Source organism: Streptomyces sp. NPDC048370, assembly GCF_043200825.1.
Lineage (GTDB): Bacteria > Actinomycetota > Actinomycetes > Streptomycetales > Streptomycetaceae > Streptomyces.
The window spans coordinates 670,672-692,214 of the sequence record NZ_JBICYI010000001.1; the positions used below are offsets into that span (position 1 = coordinate 670,672).

Here is a 21,543-nt window from a genome sequence, read left to right on the forward strand (position 1 = left end):
CCGGGCCATACTCTCGGCCACACGCCCGCCCCATCCGCGTCCGGCGTACCCGTCCGCGTACGCGCCGGAGCGCGCCCCCCTCACTCCCCGTGACGCGCCCCGGCGCCGCCGCACGCACCCGTACGCCGTCCGCCACCCCTCGATCGAAGGATTCGCGGGGGCCCGGCCCCACCGTTCCGGCCATGTCCGCACTCCGGGACTCTTCCGAGATACCGCCCCTTTGGTGAACAGGTGGCCTATGGGGCGACCCTGCCCCTCTCATCGCCATATGCCCTCGAACAGTTTGCCCTTGGCATGTGGCAGAAAGATGCCCACGGGGAATGCCCTGGGGACCCGCTCGAACAGGTCAACTCCACCCGAAACACAGTCAGTTGCCGGCGTCAACCACTCCGGTTTCAGACAAACTCGGTGGCGATATTGCCCCTCACCAGAAAGATCAACACCATGAAGTGTCGGCCTGTTCGGGACGGGGCCACTGCCGATGCATGACCTGCTCGAACATTCTATCGAGCGGGCGATTCGCAGGGGAGGGACTCGCGTGGACAGCTACTTCAGCAGTCGACTTCATCATCAACTCCGAGCAACGGTAAGGGACTTCGCAGAGCGTGAGGTTCGGCCACGCATAGCCGAGATGGAGACGTCCCGGTCCGTGCACCATGAACTGTCCCGGCTGATCTGCGAGCAGGGCTGGCTGGGCGCCACCATCGGTCAGGAATTCGGCGGAATGGGCGCCGGTCACCTGGCCAAGACCATCATCATCGAGGAGCTCTCCCGCGTCAGCGGCGCGATGGGCGCCATGGTGCAGGCCTCCCAGCTCGGCACCGCGAAGATCGTCCATTTCGGCAGCGACGAGCAGCGCAAGACCTGGCTTCCGGCCATCGCCGCCGGCGAGTGCCTGCCGACCATCGCGGTCACCGAGCCCGAGTCGGGCGGCCATGTCCTCGGGATGACCGCGAGCGCGGTCCGCGACGGAGACGACTACATCCTCAACGGCAGCAAGGTGTTCGTGGGCAACAGCCACGTAGGCGATCTCCACGGTGTCGTGGTCAGGACCGGTCCGGGATCGAAGGGTCTGACGGCCTTCCTGGTCGAATCCGATCGCCCCGGGTTCAGGACCGGTCCCCAGCAGCAAGCCATGGGCCTGCACGGCTTCAGCTTCGGTGAACTCGTCTTCGAGAACTGCCGTGTACCGGCCGCCAACCGGCTCGGCGACGAGGGCGACGGTCTGTCCGTCGCGTACTCCTCCAGCGTGCTGTACGGCCGGGCCAACCTCACCGCCGTCTCGCTCGGCATCCACCAGGCGATCCTCGACGAGACCACCCGGTTCTGCGCGGAGCGTCATCGCTACGGCAACCCGCTGCACCAGCTGCCCACCGTGAAGCTGAAGCTCGGTCAGATGCAGTCGCGGCTGATGACGGCCAGACTCGCCGCGTACCACGCCGTCCATCTGCTCGACCAAGGGATGTCCTGCGACACCGAGTTGATGAACGCGAAGCTGGTGAACGTGGAGTCGACGATCGACTCCGGTCGCAACGCCATGGAGATCCACGCGGCCGCCGGGCTCTTCACCGACCGGCCGATCGAACGCTATCTCCGCGACGCGCACCACATGTTCGCCCCGGCCGGCACCTCCGACATCCAGCTGCTGCGGCTGGCAGAGGTGGCTCTCGGCCAGGACAAGGGCAGTTGGTCCGAGAAGCTCTCGGACCTGCTCAGGCTGGAGCCGGTCCACGCATGACCGACCACAGACACAGAAGCGCCCCGGCACGGCTCTTGTGAAAGCCGTCCCGGGGCGCCACCCGTTCACGCGGGCGCACGGGGTCAGATCAGCCCTTCCTCCCGCCGGTGGATCTGCTCCACCAGCTCCGCCGCGAGCGACTTGATGGTCTCCAGACCGGCCCGGCCCCACGGTCGTACGTCCGTGTCGACCACGCAGATCGTCCCCAGCGCTATGCCCGTACGGTCGATCAGCGGCGCGCCCATGTACGACCGGATGCCGATCTCGTCCACGACCGGGTTCCCCGCGAACCGCGGGTAGTCGCAGACGTCCTCCAGGACGAGCGCCTTACGGCGCACCACCACGTGCGGGCAGTAGCCGTGGTCACGGTCCATGTACCGGCCCACGTTCCCGCCGGCCGCCGCGTTGAGGTCGCTGCCGGTGTGCGTGCCCGTCGGGGTGTGCAGCCCGGCGAAGAACTGCCGGTTCTCGTCGATGAAGTTGACCATCGAGAACGGGGCGCCGGTCACCTCCGCCAGCCGGTGGGCGAACTCGTCGAACGCGACCTCCGGCCGCTCCCCGATACCCAGTTCCCGCAGCCGCCGCACACGGGCGGGCGCCTCCTGGTCGACGGGGGTCAGCAGCAGATGCCCGGTCGGGTCGTAGGTCATGACGGTGCTCCGTAGCTCGGCACGGGGGCCGGGATGGTGGTGAGCAGATGCTGGACGAGGGTGAGGAGGGTCCGGATGCCCGCGCTGGAGATCCGCGCGTCGCAGAGCACCACCGGCACCTCGGGCTTGAGGTCGAGCGCGGCCCTGACCTCGTCGGGCTCGTAGCGGTAGGCGCCGTCGAACTCGTTGACCGCGATCACGAATCCGATGCCCCGCCGCTCGAAGAAGTCGACAGCGGAGAAGCACTCCTGGAGGCGGCGGGTGTCCGCGAGGACGACCGCTCCGAGAGCGCCCTCGGAGAGCTCGTCCCACATGAACCAGAATCGTTCCTGGCCGGGGGTGCCGAACAGGTACAGCACGTTCCTGTCGTCGAGAGTGATGCGCCCGAAGTCCATCGCGACCGTGGTCGTGGTCTTGGACTCCACGCCCTCCAGGCTGTCGGTGGCCGCGCTGACCTGGGTCAGCAGCTCTTCCGTACTCAGCGGTTCGATCTCGCTGACCGCGCCCACGAAGGTCGTCTTGCCCACGCCGAAGCCGCCGGCCACCAGGATCTTGAGCGCGGTGGGGAACGGGTCGGCCGCGACACTCTCGTGGCGCTCAGAGCCGTTGTCGTAGGCCATCGAGCACTGCCTCCAGCAAGGAACGGTCGGTTGGATTGGCGTGGAAGCGGGGCGCGCGGGCGGTCAGCGCCCCGCAGTCCACGAGATCGGAGAGCAGGACCTTGGTGACGACGGCCGGTAACCGTAAGTGCGCCGCGATCTCCGCCACCGAGGTGGGTCCGTCGCACAGCCCGAGAGCCAGGCTGTGTTCGGGACCCATATGTGGCTGCGGGGAGGAGCCGGTGGCCATCACCATGGAGAGGAGGTCCAGCGCGGTGGTCGGCTGGGTCCGGCCACCACTGACGGTGTACGGACGGATCAGCCGGCCCGCCGCGTCGTCGAGCCAGGGCCCCTCCTGGGGGGACACCACGCTCACTGTCCCGTGCTGCCCGCTGCGCCCGCCGCCTGTCTGGCGGGAGTGACGAGGTACGGCCGCACGCTCTTGACCAGCATCGCCATCTCGTACCCGAGGACGGCGGCGTCGGCCTCACGCCCGGCGAGGACCGCCAGACACGTGCCGGATCCGGCGGTGGAGACGAAGAGCAGCGTGGAGTCCAGCTCGACGACCACCTGCCGCACCTCGCCGCCGTCGCCGAACCGCGCGCCGGCGCTGCGGCCGAGCGAGTACAGCCCGGAGGCCAGCGCGGCCATGTGGTCGGCGGCGTCCGTGTCGAGGCCGTGGACCGACTTGACCAGGCCGTCGGAGGAGAGCAGTACCGCGTTCCGGGTGTACGGGACCCGCTGGACCAGACCGCTCAGCAGCCAGTCGAGATCCGAGGAATGGCCGTTCGGCACATTGCTCGCCATGGTGCATCTACTCCTTGCGCGCGTCACCGGGACGCAGCGGTTCTTGGGGGGACGGCTGGGATTCGGCGAGTCCGATGCCGCGCTGGAACGCGGCCATCAGACCCGGGTCGTGCAGTGCGTGCTCCTCGGGCCTGCGGGCCACCGGCTCGTCGCGCAGCTGCGGGACGAGGTGCTCCTGGGCGCGCCGCTTGGGGAGCAGCGGGCGCCCCGGGGGCTGGGCTCGCTCGACGGTCTCCGTCTGCTGGAAGGGGATCGCCGGGGCGGAGGTGGTGTACGTCAGCGGCCGGTGCTGGGGGTCGGCCTGCGCGTGCTCCGGCCCGTGGGCCGAGGCCCGCACGGGCTCGGGAGCCGGTCCGTGCGCCGGCGCGGGCGCCTGTACGGGAGTGCGCTGCGGCGGCTGTACGGGGTGGTGCGCGGGCGCGTGTACGGGCGCGGCGGTCGGGGCCGGGGCGGTGGGCACCCCGTGGGGGGAGGGGGCGGCCGGAGGCACCCGCTGAGGCATCGGCTGAGGCAGCTGCTGCTGCCCCTGCGGCGCCTGCTGGACCTGAGGCGCCTGCGGCGTCTGCTGGACCTGCTGGGCCTGCGGGACCTGCTGGATCTGGGCCGTCTGGCTCTCGCTCCGCGCGAGCCCCTCGGGGTCGGCGCCGAGGAGGCCCTGAGGCAGCACGAGAACGGCCTGGACACCGCCGTAGATGTTGGACTGGAGTCGTACCGCGATGCCGTGGCGCCGGGCGAGCGCGGAGACGACGAAGAGTCCGATGCGGCCGTCCTGGAGCAGGTGGGCCACGTTCACCTGGTCGGGGTCCGCGAGCAGCGCGTTCATCTTGTTCTGCTCGGTGACCGGCATGCCCAGACCGCGGTCCTCGACCTCGATGGCGAGGCCGGCGGTGACGTACTGGGCGCGCAGCAGCACCGTGGTGTGCGGTGCGGAGAACAGCGTCGCGTTCTCGACGAGTTCGGCGAGCAGGTGGATGACGTCGGCCACGGCATGGCCCCGGAGCGTACCGTCGATCGGCGGTACCAGCTTCACGCGCGGGTACTGCTCGACCTCGGCGATGGAGGAGCGCAGCACCTCGGTCATGGTGACCGGATTCGACCACTGGCGGCGGGAGATGGCGCCGCCGAGCACGGCGAGGTTCTCCGCGTGGCGGCGGATGCGCGTGGCCAGGTGGTCGACGTGGAACAGGCCCTTGAGCAGCTCGGGGTCCTCGACCTCGTTCTCCAGCTCGTCGAGGAGCTGGATCTCGCGGTGCACGAGGGACTGGAGACGACGGGCGAGGTTGACGAAGACCTCGACCTTCTGCTCGTTGCCCACGCTGCTGGAGAGCCGGGAGGCCTGCACCACGGCGGCCACGGCGGCCTCGTGCGAGCGGTTCAACTCCTGTGCGAGCAGGTCGAACTCGTCTCCGGACGGGGCCGTCGGCGCGGTGACCGGACGGTCCGGGGCACCTTCGCCCCTGCGCAACTGTTCGACGACCGTACGCAGTTCGTTCTGTCCGCGCGCGCTGGAGCGGCGCAGGGCGTTGCAGCGGTCGAGGACGGACTTGGCCGCCCGGTCGGCGCCGAGCGCGGCCGCGGTCACGGAGGCGACCGTGAGGGCCGCGGCGCCCGTCAGCGCGGCCCAGAGGCCGGGGGTGGGGCTTGCTCCGGTGGAGCGGAGGGTGAAGAGAACGGCGGCGGCGCCACCGAGTGCGACCGCGACGGCGGGAAGCACGGAGGTACGCAGGAGTTGGGGTCGTATGCGGGCTTCCGTCGGGAGCGGCGCGGTGTGCTGAGCGGGGTTCGGAGCCCCCGCGCCGGAAGCGGAACGGGCGCCTGACCGGCCGTGCCGCCCGCCCTCACGGCGTTCGGACCGCCCGGCGGGTGCGCGAAGTTGAGACATGAGTGTCCTTGGTACGTGCCCAGGATGCGGCGTACTACGGGGGGTGTCTTACGTGGGTCTGTCGAGACTACCGATGATCACCAACCACCCACTGTAGACGTCAACCGTTCACGTGCGGTGCGCAGTTGGCAAACTTACCCGTAGAGATGACCCACTCTGCTATCAGCCTTCGCACGACAGGCCGAGAAGGCATGGCCGGAACTCGACGAGGGTGGTCGAGCCACGGAACGGAAGAGGGTGGAGGCGTCTGTACGCCTCCACCCTCGGTGGAATTCGGCCGTGACCGGAATCGAGCCGTGCCCTCTCGCACAGGGGAGCGATTGGCCTCTCTCCCGCGCCGCACGGGAGGCTCACATCCGGCCCGACGACTCCCCGCCGCCGTTCACCTTCGCATTCGCGTTCGCATCGACGCCCCGCTCGCGGACGCCAGGACCTGCCCTCAGCGGTCGCCGGCGAGGTCGAGGTCGCTGTCCCGCGTCTCGGCGGCGGGGGTGGCGGCCTGGACCCGCTCGGGCGCGTGCCACGCACGGGTGAGCGGCTGGGACACCGCGCGCCACCAGGGGTCGGCGGGGAGGGTACCGGTGGGCTCGAAGGGCTCGCCCGGGCGGGGGGAGGCGACCGGCTGGCCGAGCTCCTTGCCGGCGTCACCCGTCCACTCCCCCGGCTCGGCCCACGCGTGCGGGGCCAGGTTGAAGGTGCCCCAGTGGATCGGCAGGAGCACGCCGTGCGGGCGCCCTCCCTGCAGGTCGAGGTGGGCCTGGACGCCCTCGGCGGGGGTCATGTGGATGTCCGGCCAGTACTCGCTGTACGCGCCGATCTGGATCATCGTGGCGTCGAAGGGGCCGTGCGCGGCGCCGATCTCCGCGAAGCCCGGGAAGTAGCCGGTGTCGCCGCTGTGGTAGATCCGGTGCGCGGGGCCCGTGACGACCCAGGAGGCCCAGAGGGTGTGCTGGGTGTTGCGCAGGCCCCGGCCGCAGAAGTGGCGGGCGGGCGTCGCGGTCAGCCGCAGGTCCCCGACCTCGGTGGACTCGTTCCAGTCCAGCTCGCGCAGCCGCGAGGCCGGCACCCCCCAGCGCTCCAGGTGGGCGCCGACGCCCAGCGGTACGGCGAAGAGGGTGTTCGTGGAGGCCAGCGCCTTGATCGTGGGCAGGTCGAGGTGGTCGTAGTGGTCGTGGGAGATCACGACGACGTCGACCGGGCCGAGCGCGGCGAGCGGCAGCGGCACCGGGTGCAGGCGCTTGGGCCCGGCGAAGGCGAAGGGCGAGCAGCGGTCGCCCCAGACCGGGTCGAAGAGGACCCGGTGGCCGTCGATCTCCGCGAGGACGCTGGAGTGCCCCATCCAGGTGAGGCGGAGGCCGGAGACCGGGGGCTTGGCGAGGTCGGCCAGGGTGGTGGCGTGCACGGGGATCGTGCCGCTGGGGGCCCGGCGCGCCCGGGCCTCCTTCTGGAAGTAGATCTTCGCGAACTCGACGGTGGAGCCGGTGGGCCGGTGCCGGGCGGCCACGGGGTTCTGGAAGACGCCGTCCGCGAAGTTCGGCGAGCGGCGAATGCGCTCCAGGCGCTCCCCAGCGGGATCCGCGCCGAAGGCCTCGGGCCGCAGGGCGCGCAGCCTGGCCCGCAGCGAATGGTCGGAGCCGGTGCCGGTCACGGGACCTCCTGATGGTCGGGGTCGTTCCATTATGGTCGGCCCGCGCCGCTCCCGACCTGGGCGATGCGCGATACTGAACGCCCATTCAGTAGCGACCTCGCCGCGTCCCCCCTGCCGCATCCCCCCGGAGAACACCATGAGCACCGCCCCGCTGATCTCGCTGACCTGGTCGGATCCTGTCACCGGCCGACAGGGGCACCTGGTGATCGACCGGCTGGTGCGGGGCGTGTGCAGCGGTGGGCTGCGGATGCGGGAGGGGTGCACGTCGGCGGAGGTGGCCGGGCTCGCGCGCGGGATGACCATGAAGGAGGCCCTGCACTACGACCCGAAGAGCCGGTACGTCCCCCTGGGCGGCGCCAAGGGCGGAATCGACTGCGATCCGCGCTCGCCCGAGGCGTACGGCATCCTGGTCCGCTACCTGCGGGCGATGCGCCCCTACATCGAACGCTTCTGGACCACGGGCGAGGACCTCGGTCTCACCCAGGACCTGGTCGACAGGGCGGCGGCCGAGGCCGGTCTCGTCTCCTCGATCCAGGCCGTCTACCCGCTCCTGGACGACGAGGCGCGGGCCCGGCGCAGGCTCGCGGACGCGTTCGAGGCCGAGGTGGACGGGATCGGCCTCGACGAGCTGGCGGGCGGCTGCGGGGTCGCCGAATCGGTCCTGGTGGCCCTTGATCGGGCGGGCCTGCCGTACGCCGGCACCCGGGTCTCCGTGCAGGGCTTCGGGACCATGGGCGGGGCCACCGCACGCTTCCTGTCCCGGGCCGGACTCACGGTCGTGGCGGTGGCCGACGTGCGGGGCACGATCACCAACCCGGACGGGCTCGACGTCGAGGCGCTCCTGGCGGCGCGCGACGCCCACGGGACCGTGGACCGCGCCGTGCTGCGCCCCGGGGACCGGGAGGAGCCCGGCGACGCCTGGCTCGCGGCCGACGCGGAGGTGCTCGTCCCGGCCGCCGTCTCCTACGCGATCGACACCCGGAACCAGGCGGGGATCACGGCCCGTCTGGTCGTCGAGGCGGCCAACATGCCGGTCATCCCCGACGCGGAGGAACTCCTCGCAGCGCGCGGGATCACGGTCCTGCCGGACGTGGTCGTCAATTCCGCCACCAACGCCTGGTGGTGGTGGACCCTCTTCGGCGACATCACCGCCGACCCGGACGAGGCCTTCGCCCACATCCGCGCGGCCATGCGCGCCCTGGTCGGCCGGACGCTGGACCGGGCGGAGGCGGACGGCTCCACCCCGCGCGACGCGGCCCACGCGCTGGTCGAGGAGCGACTGCCGGAGATCGCGGAGCGGTACGGCTGGTACTGACCTGCTGCCCCACCACCCCCGCCGACCTCTACACCCCCACCGGCCTCACCGGCCTCGGAGCCGGACCGCACGCGCGCACCCGCCTGCCCTCCTGCCCGCCCGCCGCGCAAATGATCTTGCCCGTGGCATGGTCTGTGTAGGCTGGCCGGCGTGGCGAGAGTGCGGTTGAGCGTGGCGGAACGGCGGGAAGAGCTGCTCCGGGCCGCCGTCGAGCAGATCGAGGCGCGCGGTGTGGCGGCCGTCCGGATCGCCGATGTCGCCTCGGCCCTCGGGGTCAGCAACGCGCTGGTGCTCTACCACTTCTCCACCAAGGAGAAGCTCGTCGCGGAGGCGTTCGCGTACGCCGCCGAGGGCGACCTCGCACACCTGCGCCGGCTCCTGGGGCGACGGACCACCGCCCTGCGCCGTCTGCGCGCGGCCGTCCGCTGGTACGCGCCGACCGGGCAGGCCAAGGGCTGGCGGCTCTGGATCGAGGGCTGGGCGGCCTGTCTGCGCGAGCCGGCGCTGCGGGAGGTCGCCGGGGCGCTCGACCAGCAGTGGAAGGCGGCCCTCACCAGGGTGATCGCCGAGGGTGCGGCGGCCGGGGAGTTCCCGTGCGCCGACCCGGCGGGCGCGGCCTGGCGACTGACCGCCTTCCTTGACGGGCTCGCCGTGCAGATGACGTCGTACGCCGGGTCGCTCTCCCGCGCCGCCATGCTGGAGTGGGCCGACGCCGCCTTGGCCCGCGAGCTCGGCCTGCCGTCCCTTGACGCACCGGACGCCCCGGACGCCCCGCCGACCCCGTAGGACGACCCGCGCCCAGGCGCCCGCGCTCCTGGTCGCCCGCCACCATCCGGGCTCCTCAGATCAGCTCGTACACGGCCGTGACCGTCACCTGCTCCTCGACCTCGCCGGGGGCGAGCGGGACGCCCGGAGCGTCGGCGGGCATCTCCGGTACGGCTCCGATACCGGAACCCCCGCCGTCGGTCTCGGACAGGGACACGAGCCGACCGAGCCGGTGCCCGCTCAGCCGCGCGTGCTGCGCGGCCTTGTCGTGGGCGTCCTTGTGAGCGATCTCGCGGGCCTTGGCCCGCAGCCCGCTCCGGTCCGCGACGTCGAAGCTCACGCCGTTGACCCGGCCCGCGTCTCCGGTCGCCTCGGTGACGGCCCCGATGACCTGGCCCGCCCTGTCGACGTCCCGGATCTTCGCGGAGAAGCTCTGCGCCGCCTGGTAGCCCGTCACCTTGCTGTCCCCCTCGGCGGTCTGGGCGTACACCGGCGAGAGGGAGAGGCTGTCGGTACGGATGTCCCGGTCCTCGACGGACTCCTTCCGCAACGCGTCGAGCAGCTTCTTCGCGGCCCGGTTCTGAGCCTCCATCGCCTCCTTGGCGGTCTTGCCGCGCGCCTCGACCGCGACCGAGAGCACCGCGAGATCGGGCGCGGCCGAGGCCCGTCCTGTCCCGGTCACGGAGAGGGTCGCCGGGGCGGCGGCCCGGACGTCGGCGGGCCCCGCCGACGGCGCACCCGCGAGGGCGGGCGACGCGCCACCCGCGAGCGTGACGGCGCCGAGCACCACGCCCACGACCGCCGCGCGGCGCAGGACTCGGACGTGGACACGGGTGCGGCGGGGATGGCGACGGATCGTCACGAGCGGTCCCTTCGACGGGGGTCGGTGCCGGGCGGGGTGTTCCCGGCCGCGCCCATCCCAGCACCGCCCCGGCTGCCCGCCCGGGTGCCACGACCGCCCGGTCACCCGCTCAGGTCTGCACGAGCGGCTCGTAGGCCGCCTCCGCGAGCCCGAAGGTCCACGCGACGCCCTCACGCGCGGTCCTCGTCCGGGGCGGCACGCGCAGCCAGTACGTACGGAAGGTCCCGTCCGGCTCCGGGGTCGCGTTGACCACCTCGACCATGACCACGTCCTCGTCGTCCACGAGCTCGATCCGCCAGAGCACGCCCGCCTCGTCCCGGGCCACCGGCTCGGCGCCGGACTCGGCGAGATAGCGCTCGTAGCCGTAGAACTCCAGCATCACGCGGCGCAGTTCGGCGTTCTCCTCGGCGCGTATGCGCTCCGGGGTGAGCCCGCCGAGTTCGGCGAGGAACTCCGCCGGCACGGCCATGCCCCGCCAGGCGTGCAGCGCGAAGCCGTCGCCGAAGGCGAGCGCCGGGCCGTCGCCCCGGTCCAGGCGTCCGGCCTCGTCCCGGTGCAGCTCGACGGGTCGTTCGCACACCACGGCGGCCTTCTCGTACGGCCACCACCAACCCGCGTTCTCGGCGACCGCCGCGAGCCCGGCGAGGCGTTCGCCCCGCCCGTCGAAGGCGGCGAGCCAGGCCGCGTCGTGCTGGCCGAGGACGGCGTCGAGCAGCACCAGACGTACGGCGGCGGCCTCTTCCCGGACCCCGTCGGGTGCGTCGACGGACGCGCCGTCCGCGGGCGCCTCGGAGGAGGCTCCACCGGATGTATCGGCCGTAGCTTCGGCCTGTCCCTCGGCCGGCGTCTCGGCCGGCCCTTGGACGAGGCCGTCCACCACCGCGGACCGTATCCGGTCCGCGAGCGCCCGCGTGGTGTCCCAGAGCGGCGCCCCGGTGCTCGACCACAGCGCCGTCCAGCCCCGGGGGCCGAGTTCGTCGTGGACCCGGCGGCGCTCCTCCGCCCAGGGCCGGGTGCGGACCTCGTCCCGTACCGAGCGCCCCGCGTCGGTCAGTCCCCGCACGAGCGCGACCGCCGCCCGGGGCGACTGCGCCCAGACGATCCGCTCCGGCTCAGCGAGCCCGGCCGTGGCGTACGCGAGCCGTACCCCCGCCTCCGCCGCCGCCCGGTCGGCCGCCCCGGTGGCGGCCGCGACGGCCCGCCACCTGTCCACCGTCATCGATGTCCCTTCCATGTCTCCCCCTGACACGTCTCCCCCGCTCATGTCTCCCTCGCTCATGTCTCCCCCTGCCATGTCTGCTCCCTGTCAGTCCGCGACGATCCGGAACGCACCCGGTGTGTACTCCCGCTGCCGCACCACCCGGTACCAGCCCTTCGGCAGCGGGATCGGGGCGTGCTCCTCGTGCACCACCCGTCCGCCCGCGGGCAGTTCGAGCAGGAACGGCCCGAACGGTCCGGGCTCGCGCACCAGTCGTCCGGGGCCCGGGATCGCGTGGGCGTGTCCGGTCACCTCGCCGAGCGCCAGGACCAGCCGGCCCCTGGCGTCCCTCGGCTCCCCCGCCGTCTCCTTGGCGTGCGCGGGCACCGCCGTCTCCGCGACGGGCACGATGAGCACGTCTCCCTGCCGGTACATGGCTCTCCCCTCCGTGGTGGGCACGGGCTGTGTCGACCACGCATTCGACGCTAGAGGCAGCCACTGACAACGGCCTCCGACCGCCCCGGCGCACGGCGTTGTCGGTGGGGCTTGGTACAACTGCTCGCGTCAGCCGATCATCGCCGTCCGGTGTCTGGAGCACTCATGACCATTTCGGGAGATATGCAGGAGTTCCACGGCCTGCCCGTGTTCGACTTCCCGGACCGTGACGCCGTCGTCGAACTGCCGGACCCGGACTCCGTGGCCTGGCGGGTCTCCGCTCCGACGTACTGCGGACCGGACGACGAGCAGTGGGAGCAGGTCTTCGCCCGTTTCCTCGCAGGCGTCGACACGCACCGGGTCCGCGCGCTGGTCGTCGGCGGCTGGGACGAGGCGTACGACACCTCCTCCGCGGCGATCGTCACCGCGCTCGTCGAGGCCGCGGAGGACCGGCTCACCTCCCTTGAGGCCCTGTTCCTCGGCGACATGACGTTCGAGGACTGCGAGATCAGTTGGATCCAGCAGTCCGACGTGACGCCGCTCCTCGCCGCCTACCCCCGTCTGCGGGAGCTGGGTGTGCGCGGTGGAACGGAGTTGGCCTTCCCCTCCGTCCGGCACACCGCGCTGCGCACGCTCGTGGTGGAGTCGGGCGGTCTCGGTGCCGATGTCGTGCGCGGCATCGCGGGCAGTGACCTGCCCGCGCTCGAGAAGCTGGACCTCTGGCTCGGCACGGACGAGTACGGCGGCGATTCCACGGTCGACGACCTGGCGCCGGTGCTCGCCGGCACCGGCTTCCCCGCCCTGCGCGACCTCGCCCTGCGCAACAGCGTGCTCCAGGACGAGATCGCCGCCGCCGTGGCGGGCGCCCCGGTCGTCGCCCGGCTCGACCGCCTCGACCTGTCGATGGGCACGCTCACCGACGAGGGCGCCGAGGCGCTGCTCGTGGGGCAGCCGCTCACCCACCTCACGCACCTCGACCTCTCCCACCACTACCTCAGCGAGAAGATGAGCGAGCGGATCGTCGACGCCCTCACGCCGTACGGCGTGACGGTCGACGTCGACGACGCTCAGGAGCCGGAGGACGACGGCGACGGCGAGGTCTTCCGGTACGTCGCGGTCGCCGAATGACCCCTTCCCCGCGCCTCGTCGTGGTCGGCAATCCGGACAACCGCCGGGTCGGGTACTTCCGCGACGCGGTGCGCGCGGCCGGGCTGCCCGAGGCGCGGGTCGAGCCCTGGCTCGACGTCCTGCGGGGCGGGGGACGGTTCCACCCGGGCGAGACGGTACGGCTCGAGTCGCCCGGCGAGGACGCGGACGTCGAGCGGCTGTTGCGCGGTACGGACGACCCGACCCGGGTCGAGGGAACGGCCCGCTGGTACGAGTCGTTCACGGCCGCCACGGCGCGACTCGCCCGGACCGTCGGCGAGGCGGGGGCCGTCCTGATCGACGATCCCGCCGAGCCCGCGGTGCTGTTCGACAAGCGGCTCGCCCACGCCCGGCTGCGCGAGGCCGGGGTCCCGGTGCCGGAATCGCCGACGTCCGGCCCGGACGGCCAGCCCGTACGGGACTGGGCGGACGTCCGCTCCCTCATGGCGGGCTTCGGGCTGCCCCGGGTCTTCGTGAAGCTCGCGCACGGCTCGTCCGCGTCGGGGGTCCTGGCCGTGGAGACGAACGGCACCGGGCGCGTCCAGGCCACCACCTCCGTGGAACGGGCCCCGGACGGACGCCTCTTCAACTCCCTGCGGGTGCGGCGCTACACGACCGAGCGCGAGGTCGCCGCGATCGTGGACGCGCTCGCCCCGGACGGGCTGCACATCGAGCGCTGGCTACCGAAGGCGGTGCAGCACGGCCGGGCGGCCGACCTGCGGGTGGTCGTGATCGACGGGCGCGCCACCCACGCCGTCGTCCGGACCAGCCGCTCCCCGATGACCAACCTCCATCTCGGCGGCGCCCGGGGCGACCTGGGCGCCGCGCGCGCGGCGATCTCGGCGGCGGGCGGCCGGTGGGGGGACGCGATGGACGTGTGCGAGCGAGCGGCCGACGCCTTCCCGGGCACGCGGTGCGTCGGGATCGATCTGCTGCCGGCCGTCGGCTGGCGGCGCTTCGCCGTCGGCGAGGTCAACGCCTTCGGCGATCTGCTCCCCGGCCTCACCGGCCTGCCGGGCAGCGGCGCCGAAGGCCTGGACACCTACGCCGCCCAGGTCGCCGCACTCCTCTGCGGCACCCCCAACCGCCCCACGAGCACCACCCCCATCACAACAAGCACAAGCACCACCCGCACCACAGGAACGAGCACCACGTGAACCGGCAGCACGCACCCGACATGAACGAGATCGTGGGCAGCCACGACCTCCTCCTGGTCACGCTCGACACCCTCCGGTACGACGTGGCCGCCGAGCTCGCCGCCGCGGGCCGCATCCCGAACCTGGCCCGGCACCTCCCCGGCGGAGGCTGGGAGCGTCGACACGCCCCCGGCAGCTTCACGTACGCCTCCCACCAGGCGATCTTCGCCGGGTTCCTGCCGACCCCTGCCGCCCCCGGCCCGCACCCCCGGCTCTTCGCCGCGCGGTTCGCGGGCAGCGAGACCACCGCCGACGGCACGTTCGTGTACGACACCCCCGGCCTCGTCTCCGGCCTGGCCAAGGAGGGCTACCGCACCGCGTGCGTCGGTGGCGTCGGCTTCTTCAACGGGCAGGGCCCACTCGGTTCGGTGCTGCCGGGGCTGTTCCAGGAGAGCCACTGGGAGCCCTCCTTCGGCGTCGCCTCCCCCACCTCCTTCGAGTCCCAGGTGACGAGGGCCGAGGAGATCGTCGCCGCGTGCCCGCCCGAGCAGCGGCTCTTCCTCTTCGTCAACGTCTCCGCGCTCCACCAGCCCAACTGGTTCCATCTCCCGGGCGGGACCCGGGCGTCCGGCGACACCCGCGCCTCGCACGCGGCCGCCCTCACTTACGTCGACCGGCACATCGGGCGCCTCTTCGCCGCCATGAGCAGCCGCCGCCCCTGCTTCGCGATCGTCTGCTCGGACCACGGCACCGCGTACGGAGAGGACGGCTTCACCGGTCACCGGCTCGGCCACGAGGTCGTCTGGACCGTCCCGTACGCCCAGTTCGTCCTGGACGGCCCGCGCACGGAGGGTCTCGCATGACCGAGTCACCGCGACCGTACGAGAGTTACGTCTACGCCTACCCGCACAAGACGGCGTACCGCCCGCTCCCCGACCCGACGCCCTCGCTCGCCCCGCTCTGGCGGGGCGAGCCGAAGGACGCGCTCTCCCTCTACGCCCACATACCCTTCTGCGAGGTCCGCTGCGGCTTCTGCAACCTCTTCACCCGGATCGGCGCCCCGGACGAGCTGACGACCCGCTACCTCGACGCCCTGGACCGCCAGGCGACCGCCGTCCGCGAGGCGCTCGGCCAGAGCCAGACGCTCAGCAGGGGCCAGGCGGTCAGCGACAGCCAGACGCTCGGCGACAGCGCCCCCGTCCGCTTCGCCACGGCCGCCTTCGGCGGCGGCACCCCCACCTTCCTCACCGCCGCCGAACTGGACCGGCTCTGCGACATCGCCGAGAAGCGGATGGGCGTCGACCTGCGTGCCGTCCCGCTCTCCGTCGAGACCTCCCCGTCGACGGCGACCGCCGACCGGCTCGCGGTCCTCGCCGAGCGCGGAGCCACCCGGCTCAGCATCGGGGTGCAGAGCTTCGTGGAGGCGGAGGCCCGCGCCGCCGTACGTCCCCAGCGCCGTGCCGAGGTCGAGGCCGCGCTCGGACGGATCCGCGAGGCCGGCGTCCCCGTCCTCAACATCGATCTGATCTACGGCATCGACGGCCAGACCGAGCAGACCTGGACCCACTCGCTCGACGCCGCCCTCGCCTGGCGGCCCGAGGAGCTCTATCTCTATCCCCTGTACGTCCGTCCCCTCACCGGCCTCGGCCGGCTCACGGCGACCGCCGACCGCGCGTGGGACGAGCAGCGGCTGCGGCTCTACCGCCACGGCCGGGACCATCTGCTCGCGCGGGGCTACGAGCAGGTGTCGATGCGCATGTTCCGGCGCGCCGACGCCCCGCCGCAGGGCGCCGACGACTACGCGTGCCAGACCGACGGCATGATCGGCCTTGGCTGCGGCGCCCGCTCGTACACCTCGTCGCTGCACTACTCCTTCGACTACGCCGTCGAGATGCGGGAGATCCGCGCGATCATCGACGACTACACCGCGACGGAGGACTTCACCCGGGCCCGGGTGGGTCGCTGGGTCGACGCGGGCGAGGCGCGCCGTCGCCATCTGCTCCAGTCGCTCCTCCAGGCCCGGGGCATGCCGACCGGGGAGTACGAGGAGCGGTTCGGCGCGTCGCCCTTCGCGGACTTCCCCGACGAGCTGGGCCGCTTCGAGGCGCTCGGCTGGCTGGATCCGACGGCGCCCGCAGGGCTGCTGCGGCTCTCCTCCGAGGGTCTGGCGCACTCGGACGCGCTCGGCCCCGCCCTCTTCTCCCCGGCCGTCCGGGCGGCGATGGCCGCCTACGAGCCGAAGTAGGGGCGCGGCCGTGGACCTGACGATCCTGTACCGGGGGCCGCTCGCCTCCTGCGACTACGACTGTCCCTACTGCCCCTTCGCCAAGCGCCGTGACAGCCGCGAGCAGCTCCGGGCCGACCGCGCCGCGCTGGAGCGATTCTCTGCCTGGGCGGTGGAGCGGACCGGCGACCGGCTGAGGATCCTCTTCACACCGTGGGGCGAGGGCCTGGTCCGCTCCTGGTACCGGCGCCCCCTCACCGAGCTGTCCCACCTGCCGCACATCGAGCGGGTGGCGATCCAGACCAATCTGAGCTGCCGCACGGAGTGGCTGGCCGAGGCCGACCCCGGGACCCTCGCGCTCTGGTGCACGTACCACCCCGGCCAGACGCCGTACGACCGCTTCCTCGCGAAGTGCCGCGCGCTGGCGGCCAGGGGCACCCGGTTCAGCGTCGGGGTCGTCGGCCTGCCCGAGCACCGGGAGCACGCCCTGCGCCTGCGCGCGGACCTCCCGCCGGAGGTCTACCTCTGGGTGAACGCGGCCGAGGGACACACGTACACCGACGAGGAGGCCGAGGGCTGGACGGCCCTCGACCCCCTCTTCCCGTACAGCCGCCATCCGCACCGCTCCGCCGGTCTCCCCTGCCGGACCGGCGAGTCGGTGATCTCCGTGGACGGCGAAGGGACCGTGCGCCGCTGCCACTTCGTCAAGGCCGAGCTGGGCAATCTGTACGACGGTTCGTACCGCGCCGCCCTCCGCCCGCGCGCCTGCCCGCTCGCCGTCTGCGACTGCCACATCGGCTACGTGCATCTGGAGACGCTGCCGCTGTACGACGTGTTCGCGGGCGGGGTACTGGAACGGATCCCGGCCGCTCTCGACGGGTCGTTCAGAGGGGCATGAGGTCGCCGAGCGGCATGAGGTCGGGCCGCTTGGCCGCCACGTGGTCGCCCGAGCTCTCCCCCCGCAGGCGCCGTCCGATCCATGGGACGAGGTACTCCTTGGCCCAGTGGATGTCGTCGCGGCGGACCTCCAGGGTCCCCCTCGGCGGCAGCGGCGGCCAGGCCTGGTCCGGGTCGGCCGGCACCTCCATGCCGAGGACCTGGGCGGCGCGCAGCGCGACCCGGGTGTGCCCCTCGGCCGAGAGGTGCAGCCGGTCGTCGTCCCAGGCCCGCCTGTCCTGCACGGACTTGAGCGACCACAGGTCGAGGACCGGGCAGTCGTAGCGGTCGGCGATGGCCCGGACGTGGGCGGTGTACGTGGCGATCTTGCCGCGCAGGTGCCGCAGGACGGGTACGTCGCGGGTGTCGAAGCCGGTCGTCACCATCACCGTGCCGACGGCCGAGGTGAGGTCGGCGACGGCGCGCTCGAAGCGCTCGGCGACGTCGTCGGGGTCGGTGCCGGGGCGGATGATGTCGTTGCCGCCCGCGCAGAAGCTCACCAGGTCGGGGGCGAGTTCCTTGGCCCGCGGGACCTGCTCCGCCACGATCTGGTCGAGAAGGCGGCCTCGGACGGCCAGGTTGGCGTAACGGAATGCGTCGTGCTCCGGCAATTGGTCGGCGAGCAGCACCGCGAAGCGGTCCGCCCAGCCGACGTACTTCCCGTCGGGCCCCGGATCTCCCACGCCCTCGGTGAAGCTGTCCCCGATCGCCGCGTACGACCCGAATGCGTTCATGTCTCTTGATCTCGAATCGTCTGCCACGGGAGTTCATCTTTCCCTTACACATGTGACCTACGCGACCGTAAGGAGGGGTTGACGCCGGGTGAGATACGCCACCGGTCAAGATTCCACCAAGCCGGAATACACCGCAGGGGCCCGGCACACCGAAGTGCCGGGCCCCTGTGGGGTGCTGCGGGTGACGCGGAAGCGTCAGATGCCGACGCCGTGCTGGCGCAGGTACGCCAGCGGGTCGATGTCCGCGCCGTAGCTCGGACCGGTGCGGATCTCGAAGTGCAGGTGCGGGCCACTGGAGTTGCCGGTCGAACCGGAGAGGCCGATCTGCTGGCCGCCCGTGACGGACTGCCCGGCGGAGACGGAGAGGGAGGAGAGGTGGGCGTACTGGGAGTACGTGCCGTCGGCGTGCTGGATGACGACCTCGTTGCCGTACGCGCCGCTCCAGCCGGCCGAGTGGACGGTGCCCGCACCGACGGCCTTGACCGAGGTGCCGGAGGAGGCGATGAAGTCGACACCGGTGTGGTAGCCGGAGGACCACATCGAGCCGGAGGCCCGGTACGGGGTGGAGACGCCGCCGTCGACCGGGGCGACCCAGCCGGAGGAGGAGGTCTTCGCGGGGGCGGACTGCGTCGCAGCGGAGTCCTGGGTGGACGCCACGGTGCCGCGGTCGGAGGAGCGGGAGCTGCGCGACTCGCTCGCGTCGGAGGAGGACTTCTTCTCAGCCTTGGGCGCGGCCTTCGGGGCAGCCTTGGGCGCGGCCTTCGGGGCGACCTTGGCCGTCGACTTGGCGCCGAGGGTGAGCTTCATGCCGGGCAGGATCAGCGACGGGTCCTCGCCGACGACCTGGCGGTTGTCGGAGTAGAGCTTCTGCCAGCCGCCCGCGAGGTGGTACTCGGCGGCGATCTTCGACAGGTAGTCGCCGGGGACGACGGAGTACGTCTTCGGCTTCGCGGTGGGGGCGGCGGCCGGAGCGGCCTTCGCCTGAGCGGCGGCGACGGCGGTGACGGCCTTCTCGGGCGTCACGGTCGGAGCGGCCTTCTCGGCGGCGTGGGCTCCGGTCGCGCCGAGCAGCGGCAGGGCGACGACGGCGCCGCCGGTACCGGCGGCGACGAATCCGCGCGTGATCGGGTTGACCTTGGGACGGCGATGCTTACCCTTCGCGGGCATGGCGAATTCCTCTCCGTCGCCTACGAGGTGAGCTGTCGGGTTCGGACTGGAGATGTCCGGCCGCGTTCTCACGCGGCTTCACCCCAAGCCGTCCGGATAGACCGGTGCGGCGTACTTACCTGGGTCCCCCGCTCCTGCCGTACGTGGATGGGTGCGGATTCCGGACGGTGGCAGGATTCGGCGGTCCGACCGGATTGACGGTGACGCTAGACGAGCGGGGTCGAGGCGAACAAGCCGCCGGTTTCCGTTCGCATTCCGCGGCGTGATATCCGTACCGAATTCCGGTCACCCTCCGTGGATGACGGTGGATCGATTTCCTTTTCCGGTACGGGAATTACCTCGGACGATCAGGCACGGTCCGTCACCTTTATGACGCTGCTCACGCCCCGAATACCATCTCCCCTGCAATCAGGGCGCGTTATACCGAAGGGTCCAATTCGGACAGAACACCCAATCCCCTACCCAGGGGTGCGCACGACCCCGGGCACCCGGGATGATTGGCCCAGGAGTCGATCAGGAACCGATCGCGATCCGTCAACCTTCAGGAGCACTCGTGACGCAGCAGCTGCCGCAGGTCCCGTCGACCGAACCCGAGCTCACCGGGGTACGCAACTTCCGGGACGTGGGCGGACTGCCGACCGTGGACGGCGGTTCGGTGCGGTTCGGCCGCCTCTTCCGCAGCGGCCACCTCGCCCACGCGACCGAGGAGGACGCGGCGTTCCTCTCCACCCTCGGACTCCACACGATCTTCGACTTCCGCAATCAGGCCGACGTGAGGATCGAGGGCCCGGACGTCGAACTGCCCGGCGTACGGAACGTGAACATACCGCTCAACGACCCGGCCGACGGCAAGGAGTTCTGGAAGCTCGTCAGGTCCGGCGAGCTGGAGCAGCTCCGCGCCATCCTGGGGGACGGCAAGGCCGCGACCCGAATGTCCGATTCGTACCGGCAGATGATCGTCGAGCGGACCGCGGAGCACAGCCGCATCCTGCACGCGCTCGCCGAGGACAGCGTCCCCGCGCTCATGCACTGCGCGGCCGGCAAGGACCGGGCCGGCCTCTCGATCGCGATCTCACTGCTCGCCGTGGGCGTCGAGCGCGAGGCGGTCGAGGCCGACTACGTCAAGTCGAACGACCCGCACCGCCGCTACAAGGTGCGCCGCAGCTCCACCTCCGCGGACGCGATGGCGCCCGAGGTGATGGAGCTGATCAGCCCGCTGTTCGACGCGCGGGTGGAGTACCTGCGGGCCGCGTTCGAGACGATGGAGCAGACCTGGGGGACGGTCGAGAACTACCTGACCGAGGGCCTGAAGCTCACCCCGGAGACCCGTGCGCGGCTGCGCGAGCGGCTCGTCGTCGAGGCGTGACCGCGCCCCTGCCTGGTCACTGGTTCTGCGCGCCGAGGGCGAACAGCAGATAGAGGAAGCCGGCGAAGAGGTGCCCCGCCACGAGGTAGGCGAAGAGGCGGAGCACCAGCCCCTTGGGGAACTTACCGGCCTCGCGCTCCTCGCCGGTGACCGGCTTGAACTTCTCGGACATATCGGTCCTTTCCGGAGGGCTCAGCGCAGATGCGGTGCGCCGTCACCAAGGCACAGCTCGGCGGCGGGGCTCTGCATCAGCGTGTGGACGAAGAGCAGCTCGGCCCCGCCGCGACCGGCGGCGCCGATGCGGTGCGGGGTGAGCGAGTCGAAGTGCGCGCTGTCCCCGGGATCCAGGACATGGACGGCGTCGCCGAGCGAGAGGCGCACCTGCCCGTCGAGGACGTGCAGCCACTCCTCCCCGGGATGGACGCGCACGATGTCGGCCCGGGTGGCGTACGGCACGTGGACGCGGAGCGCCTGCAGGGCGCGGCCCGCTCCCCCGGCCTGGCGGTAGGTCCAGCCGTCGGCCTCGACGGGCTCGGACCGGCCGGCCCGGACGATCGGATCGCGCTCGGCCGGAACCTCGCCCAGGAGCGCCGAGACCGTCGTACCGTAGATACGGGCCAGGGCGAGCAGCATCGGGAGCGAGGGTTGCCGGTGGCCCGTCTCGAGCCGGGAGAGATGGGCCGGGGAGAGTCCGGCCCGCTGCGCGGCGGCCTCCAGGGTCAGCCCGCGACGCCGGCGCAGGCCGCGCAGCTGCGGTGCGACGTCCGGCAGGACGGCGGCGGTCGGATCGGATGACTCGGGATCCGGTGCGGCAGGGCCCGGTGCGGCAAGGTCCGGTGCGGCAGGGTCCGGGGACGGCTCCCCGGGGAGGTGCTCCATGCCTCCATTTCGCCAGGATCTTCCCTCTGAGGCAAATTTCTTGCCCCAGAGGCAAA

Annotated in this window: 22 protein-coding genes and 1 riboswitch; of the genes, 9 read left to right on the forward strand and 13 right to left on the reverse strand. The window is 72.1% G+C overall.

Annotation, left to right across the window (positions count from 1 at the left end; genetic code table 11):
• The first annotated feature begins 538 nt into the window (after positions 1-538).
• Positions 539-1,738, forward strand: a complete 1,200-nt coding sequence (locus tag ACGFYP_RS02850) for an acyl-CoA dehydrogenase family protein (RefSeq protein ID WP_393485640.1) — start codon at positions 539-541, stop codon at positions 1,736-1,738.
• An 83-nt stretch (positions 1,739-1,821) separates the two neighbouring features.
• On the opposite strand, the gene ACGFYP_RS02855 is transcribed toward ACGFYP_RS02850, so the two are convergent.
• The 6 genes from ACGFYP_RS02855 to ACGFYP_RS02880 all read right to left on the reverse strand — a co-directional run bounded on the left by ACGFYP_RS02855 (position 1,822) and on the right by ACGFYP_RS02880 (position 7,324).
• Entirely contained in the window at positions 1,822-2,388 is a 567-nt protein-coding gene (locus ACGFYP_RS02855) for a GAF domain-containing protein (RefSeq protein ID WP_361965950.1), read from the reverse strand.
• Positions 2,385-3,008: an ATP/GTP-binding protein gene (locus ACGFYP_RS02860; RefSeq protein ID WP_393485643.1), complete on the reverse strand. Its 624-nt coding sequence runs from the start codon at positions 3,006-3,008 to the stop codon at positions 2,385-2,387. The genes ACGFYP_RS02855 and ACGFYP_RS02860 overlap by 4 nt, the downstream gene beginning before the upstream one ends.
• Positions 2,986-3,357 (reverse strand): DUF742 domain-containing protein, encoded by a 372-nt coding sequence (locus ACGFYP_RS02865; protein ID WP_361965946.1) that lies wholly within the window; start codon positions 3,355-3,357, stop codon positions 2,986-2,988. Before ACGFYP_RS02865 ends, ACGFYP_RS02860 begins: the two co-directional genes overlap by 23 nt.
• 2 nt (positions 3,358-3,359) lie before the next feature.
• Complete coding sequence (locus ACGFYP_RS02870) at positions 3,360-3,794, reverse strand: roadblock/LC7 domain-containing protein (protein WP_215071982.1); 435 nt, start codon at positions 3,792-3,794, stop codon at positions 3,360-3,362.
• Positions 3,795-3,801: 7 nt separating this feature from the next.
• The gene (locus ACGFYP_RS02875; protein WP_393485647.1) at positions 3,802-5,676 is read right to left on the reverse strand and encodes a sensor histidine kinase; all 1,875 of its coding nucleotides are present in this window, start codon (positions 5,674-5,676) and stop codon (positions 3,802-3,804) included.
• Positions 5,677-6,115: 439 nt separating this feature from the next.
• Positions 6,116-7,324, reverse strand: coding sequence for an MBL fold metallo-hydrolase (locus tag ACGFYP_RS02880; RefSeq protein WP_393485649.1), 1,209 nt, complete (start codon positions 7,322-7,324; stop codon positions 6,116-6,118).
• A 136-nt stretch (positions 7,325-7,460) separates the two neighbouring features.
• On the opposite strand from ACGFYP_RS02880, the gene ACGFYP_RS02885 reads away from it, so the two are divergent.
• The gene (locus ACGFYP_RS02885) at positions 7,461-8,639 is read left to right on the forward strand and encodes a Glu/Leu/Phe/Val dehydrogenase dimerization domain-containing protein (RefSeq protein WP_393485651.1); all 1,179 of its coding nucleotides are present in this window, start codon (positions 7,461-7,463) and stop codon (positions 8,637-8,639) included.
• Positions 8,640-8,789: 150 nt separating this feature from the next.
• Positions 8,790-9,425: a TetR/AcrR family transcriptional regulator gene (locus ACGFYP_RS02890; RefSeq protein ID WP_393485653.1), complete on the forward strand. Its 636-nt coding sequence runs from the start codon at positions 8,790-8,792 to the stop codon at positions 9,423-9,425.
• Between the two features lie 55 nt (positions 9,426-9,480).
• Here the strand turns inward: ACGFYP_RS02890 and ACGFYP_RS02895 are convergent, their stop codons facing one another.
• From ACGFYP_RS02895 to ACGFYP_RS02905, 3 genes are all read right to left on the reverse strand, one after another.
• A complete protein-coding gene (locus ACGFYP_RS02895; protein ID WP_393485655.1) occupies positions 9,481-10,266 on the reverse strand; it encodes an SIMPL domain-containing protein in 786 nt (261 codons plus the stop codon).
• A 109-nt stretch (positions 10,267-10,375) separates the two neighbouring features.
• Positions 10,376-11,485: a DUF6745 domain-containing protein gene (locus ACGFYP_RS02900; RefSeq protein WP_393485657.1), complete on the reverse strand. Its 1,110-nt coding sequence runs from the start codon at positions 11,483-11,485 to the stop codon at positions 10,376-10,378.
• Between the two features lie 87 nt (positions 11,486-11,572).
• Complete coding sequence (locus ACGFYP_RS02905) at positions 11,573-11,899, reverse strand: hypothetical protein (protein ID WP_393485659.1); 327 nt, start codon at positions 11,897-11,899, stop codon at positions 11,573-11,575.
• 165 nt (positions 11,900-12,064) lie between these two features.
• Here ACGFYP_RS02905 and ACGFYP_RS02910 point away from each other — a divergent pair, with 165 nt between their 5' ends.
• Genes ACGFYP_RS02910 through ACGFYP_RS02930 form a run of 5 tightly spaced genes read left to right on the forward strand, consistent with a single transcriptional unit; the run spans position 12,065 to position 17,303 of the window.
• On the forward strand, positions 12,065-13,027 hold the full coding sequence (locus ACGFYP_RS02910) for an STM4015 family protein (protein ID WP_393485661.1): 963 nt from the start codon (positions 12,065-12,067) through the stop codon (positions 13,025-13,027).
• Positions 13,024-14,202: an STM4014 family protein gene (locus ACGFYP_RS02915; protein WP_393485663.1), complete on the forward strand. Its 1,179-nt coding sequence runs from the start codon at positions 13,024-13,026 to the stop codon at positions 14,200-14,202. Before ACGFYP_RS02910 ends, ACGFYP_RS02915 begins: the two co-directional genes overlap by 4 nt.
• 20 nt (positions 14,203-14,222) lie before the next feature.
• On the forward strand, positions 14,223-15,044 hold the full coding sequence (locus ACGFYP_RS02920) for an STM4013/SEN3800 family hydrolase (protein WP_393485665.1): 822 nt from the start codon (positions 14,223-14,225) through the stop codon (positions 15,042-15,044).
• The gene (locus ACGFYP_RS02925) at positions 15,041-16,426 is read left to right on the forward strand and encodes an STM4012 family radical SAM protein (protein ID WP_393485667.1); all 1,386 of its coding nucleotides are present in this window, start codon (positions 15,041-15,043) and stop codon (positions 16,424-16,426) included. Before ACGFYP_RS02920 ends, ACGFYP_RS02925 begins: the two co-directional genes overlap by 4 nt.
• A gap of 10 nt (positions 16,427-16,436) precedes the next feature.
• Positions 16,437-17,303, forward strand: a complete 867-nt coding sequence (locus ACGFYP_RS02930) for an STM4011 family radical SAM protein (protein WP_393485669.1) — start codon at positions 16,437-16,439, stop codon at positions 17,301-17,303.
• Here ACGFYP_RS02930 and ACGFYP_RS02935 read toward each other — a convergent pair.
• Together ACGFYP_RS02935 and ACGFYP_RS02940 are read right to left on the reverse strand one after the other, a co-directional pair.
• Entirely contained in the window at positions 17,290-18,102 is an 813-nt protein-coding gene (locus tag ACGFYP_RS02935) for an SGNH/GDSL hydrolase family protein (RefSeq protein ID WP_393485671.1), read from the reverse strand. The two genes, ACGFYP_RS02930 and ACGFYP_RS02935, sit on opposite strands and share 14 nt — an antisense overlap.
• Before the next feature lie 168 nt (positions 18,103-18,270).
• Positions 18,271-19,242 carry a peptidoglycan DD-metalloendopeptidase family protein gene (locus ACGFYP_RS02940; protein ID WP_393485673.1) on the reverse strand — a complete coding sequence of 324 codons (972 nt, stop codon included), beginning with the start codon at positions 19,240-19,242 and terminating at the stop codon, positions 18,271-18,273.
• A 4-nt stretch (positions 19,243-19,246) separates the two neighbouring features.
• Positions 19,247-19,435: riboswitch (cyclic di-AMP (ydaO/yuaA leader) on the reverse strand.
• Between the two features lie 360 nt (positions 19,436-19,795).
• Here ACGFYP_RS02940 and ACGFYP_RS02945 point away from each other — a divergent pair.
• Entirely contained in the window at positions 19,796-20,608 is an 813-nt protein-coding gene (locus ACGFYP_RS02945; protein ID WP_393485675.1) for a tyrosine-protein phosphatase, read from the forward strand.
• 16 nt (positions 20,609-20,624) lie between these two features.
• On the opposite strand, the gene ACGFYP_RS02950 is transcribed toward ACGFYP_RS02945, so the two are convergent.
• Together ACGFYP_RS02950 and ACGFYP_RS02955 are read right to left on the reverse strand one after the other, a co-directional pair.
• Entirely contained in the window at positions 20,625-20,780 is a 156-nt protein-coding gene (locus ACGFYP_RS02950; protein WP_361965918.1) for a DUF6126 family protein, read from the reverse strand.
• 20 nt (positions 20,781-20,800) lie between these two features.
• Positions 20,801-21,487 (reverse strand): helix-turn-helix domain-containing protein, encoded by a 687-nt coding sequence (locus ACGFYP_RS02955; RefSeq protein ID WP_393485678.1) that lies wholly within the window; start codon positions 21,485-21,487, stop codon positions 20,801-20,803.
• Between the last annotated feature and the right edge of the window lie 56 nt (positions 21,488-21,543).

Bases quoted from the DNA above. Each gene is read 5' to 3' on its own strand.
- ACGFYP_RS02910 (WP_393485661.1), top strand. From the start codon at position 12,065: ATGACCATTTCGGGAGATATGCAGGAGTTCCACGGCCTGCCCGTGTTC.
- ACGFYP_RS02920 (WP_393485665.1), top strand. From the start codon at position 14,223: ATGAACGAGATCGTGGGCAGCCACGACCTCCTCCTGGTCACGCTCGAC.
- ACGFYP_RS02855 (WP_361965950.1), bottom strand. From the start codon at position 2,388: ATGACCTACGACCCGACCGGGCATCTGCTGCTGACCCCCGTCGACCAG.
- ACGFYP_RS02955 (WP_393485678.1), bottom strand. From the start codon at position 21,487: ATGGAGCACCTCCCCGGGGAGCCGTCCCCGGACCCTGCCGCACCGGAC.
- ACGFYP_RS02940 (WP_393485673.1), bottom strand. From the start codon at position 19,242: ATGCCCGCGAAGGGTAAGCATCGCCGTCCCAAGGTCAACCCGATCACG.
- ACGFYP_RS02905 (WP_393485659.1), bottom strand. From the start codon at position 11,899: ATGTACCGGCAGGGAGACGTGCTCATCGTGCCCGTCGCGGAGACGGCG.
- ACGFYP_RS02915 (WP_393485663.1), top strand. From the start codon at position 13,024: ATGACCCCTTCCCCGCGCCTCGTCGTGGTCGGCAATCCGGACAACCGC.
- ACGFYP_RS02875 (WP_393485647.1), bottom strand. From the start codon at position 5,676: ATGTCTCAACTTCGCGCACCCGCCGGGCGGTCCGAACGCCGTGAGGGC.
- ACGFYP_RS02900 (WP_393485657.1), bottom strand. From the start codon at position 11,485: ATGACGGTGGACAGGTGGCGGGCCGTCGCGGCCGCCACCGGGGCGGCC.
- ACGFYP_RS02885 (WP_393485651.1), top strand. From the start codon at position 7,461: ATGAGCACCGCCCCGCTGATCTCGCTGACCTGGTCGGATCCTGTCACC.
- ACGFYP_RS02950 (WP_361965918.1), bottom strand. From the start codon at position 20,780: ATGTCCGAGAAGTTCAAGCCGGTCACCGGCGAGGAGCGCGAGGCCGGT.
- ACGFYP_RS02860 (WP_393485643.1), bottom strand. From the start codon at position 3,008: ATGGCCTACGACAACGGCTCTGAGCGCCACGAGAGTGTCGCGGCCGAC.
- ACGFYP_RS02870 (WP_215071982.1), bottom strand. From the start codon at position 3,794: ATGGCGAGCAATGTGCCGAACGGCCATTCCTCGGATCTCGACTGGCTG.
- ACGFYP_RS02925 (WP_393485667.1), top strand. From the start codon at position 15,041: ATGACCGAGTCACCGCGACCGTACGAGAGTTACGTCTACGCCTACCCG.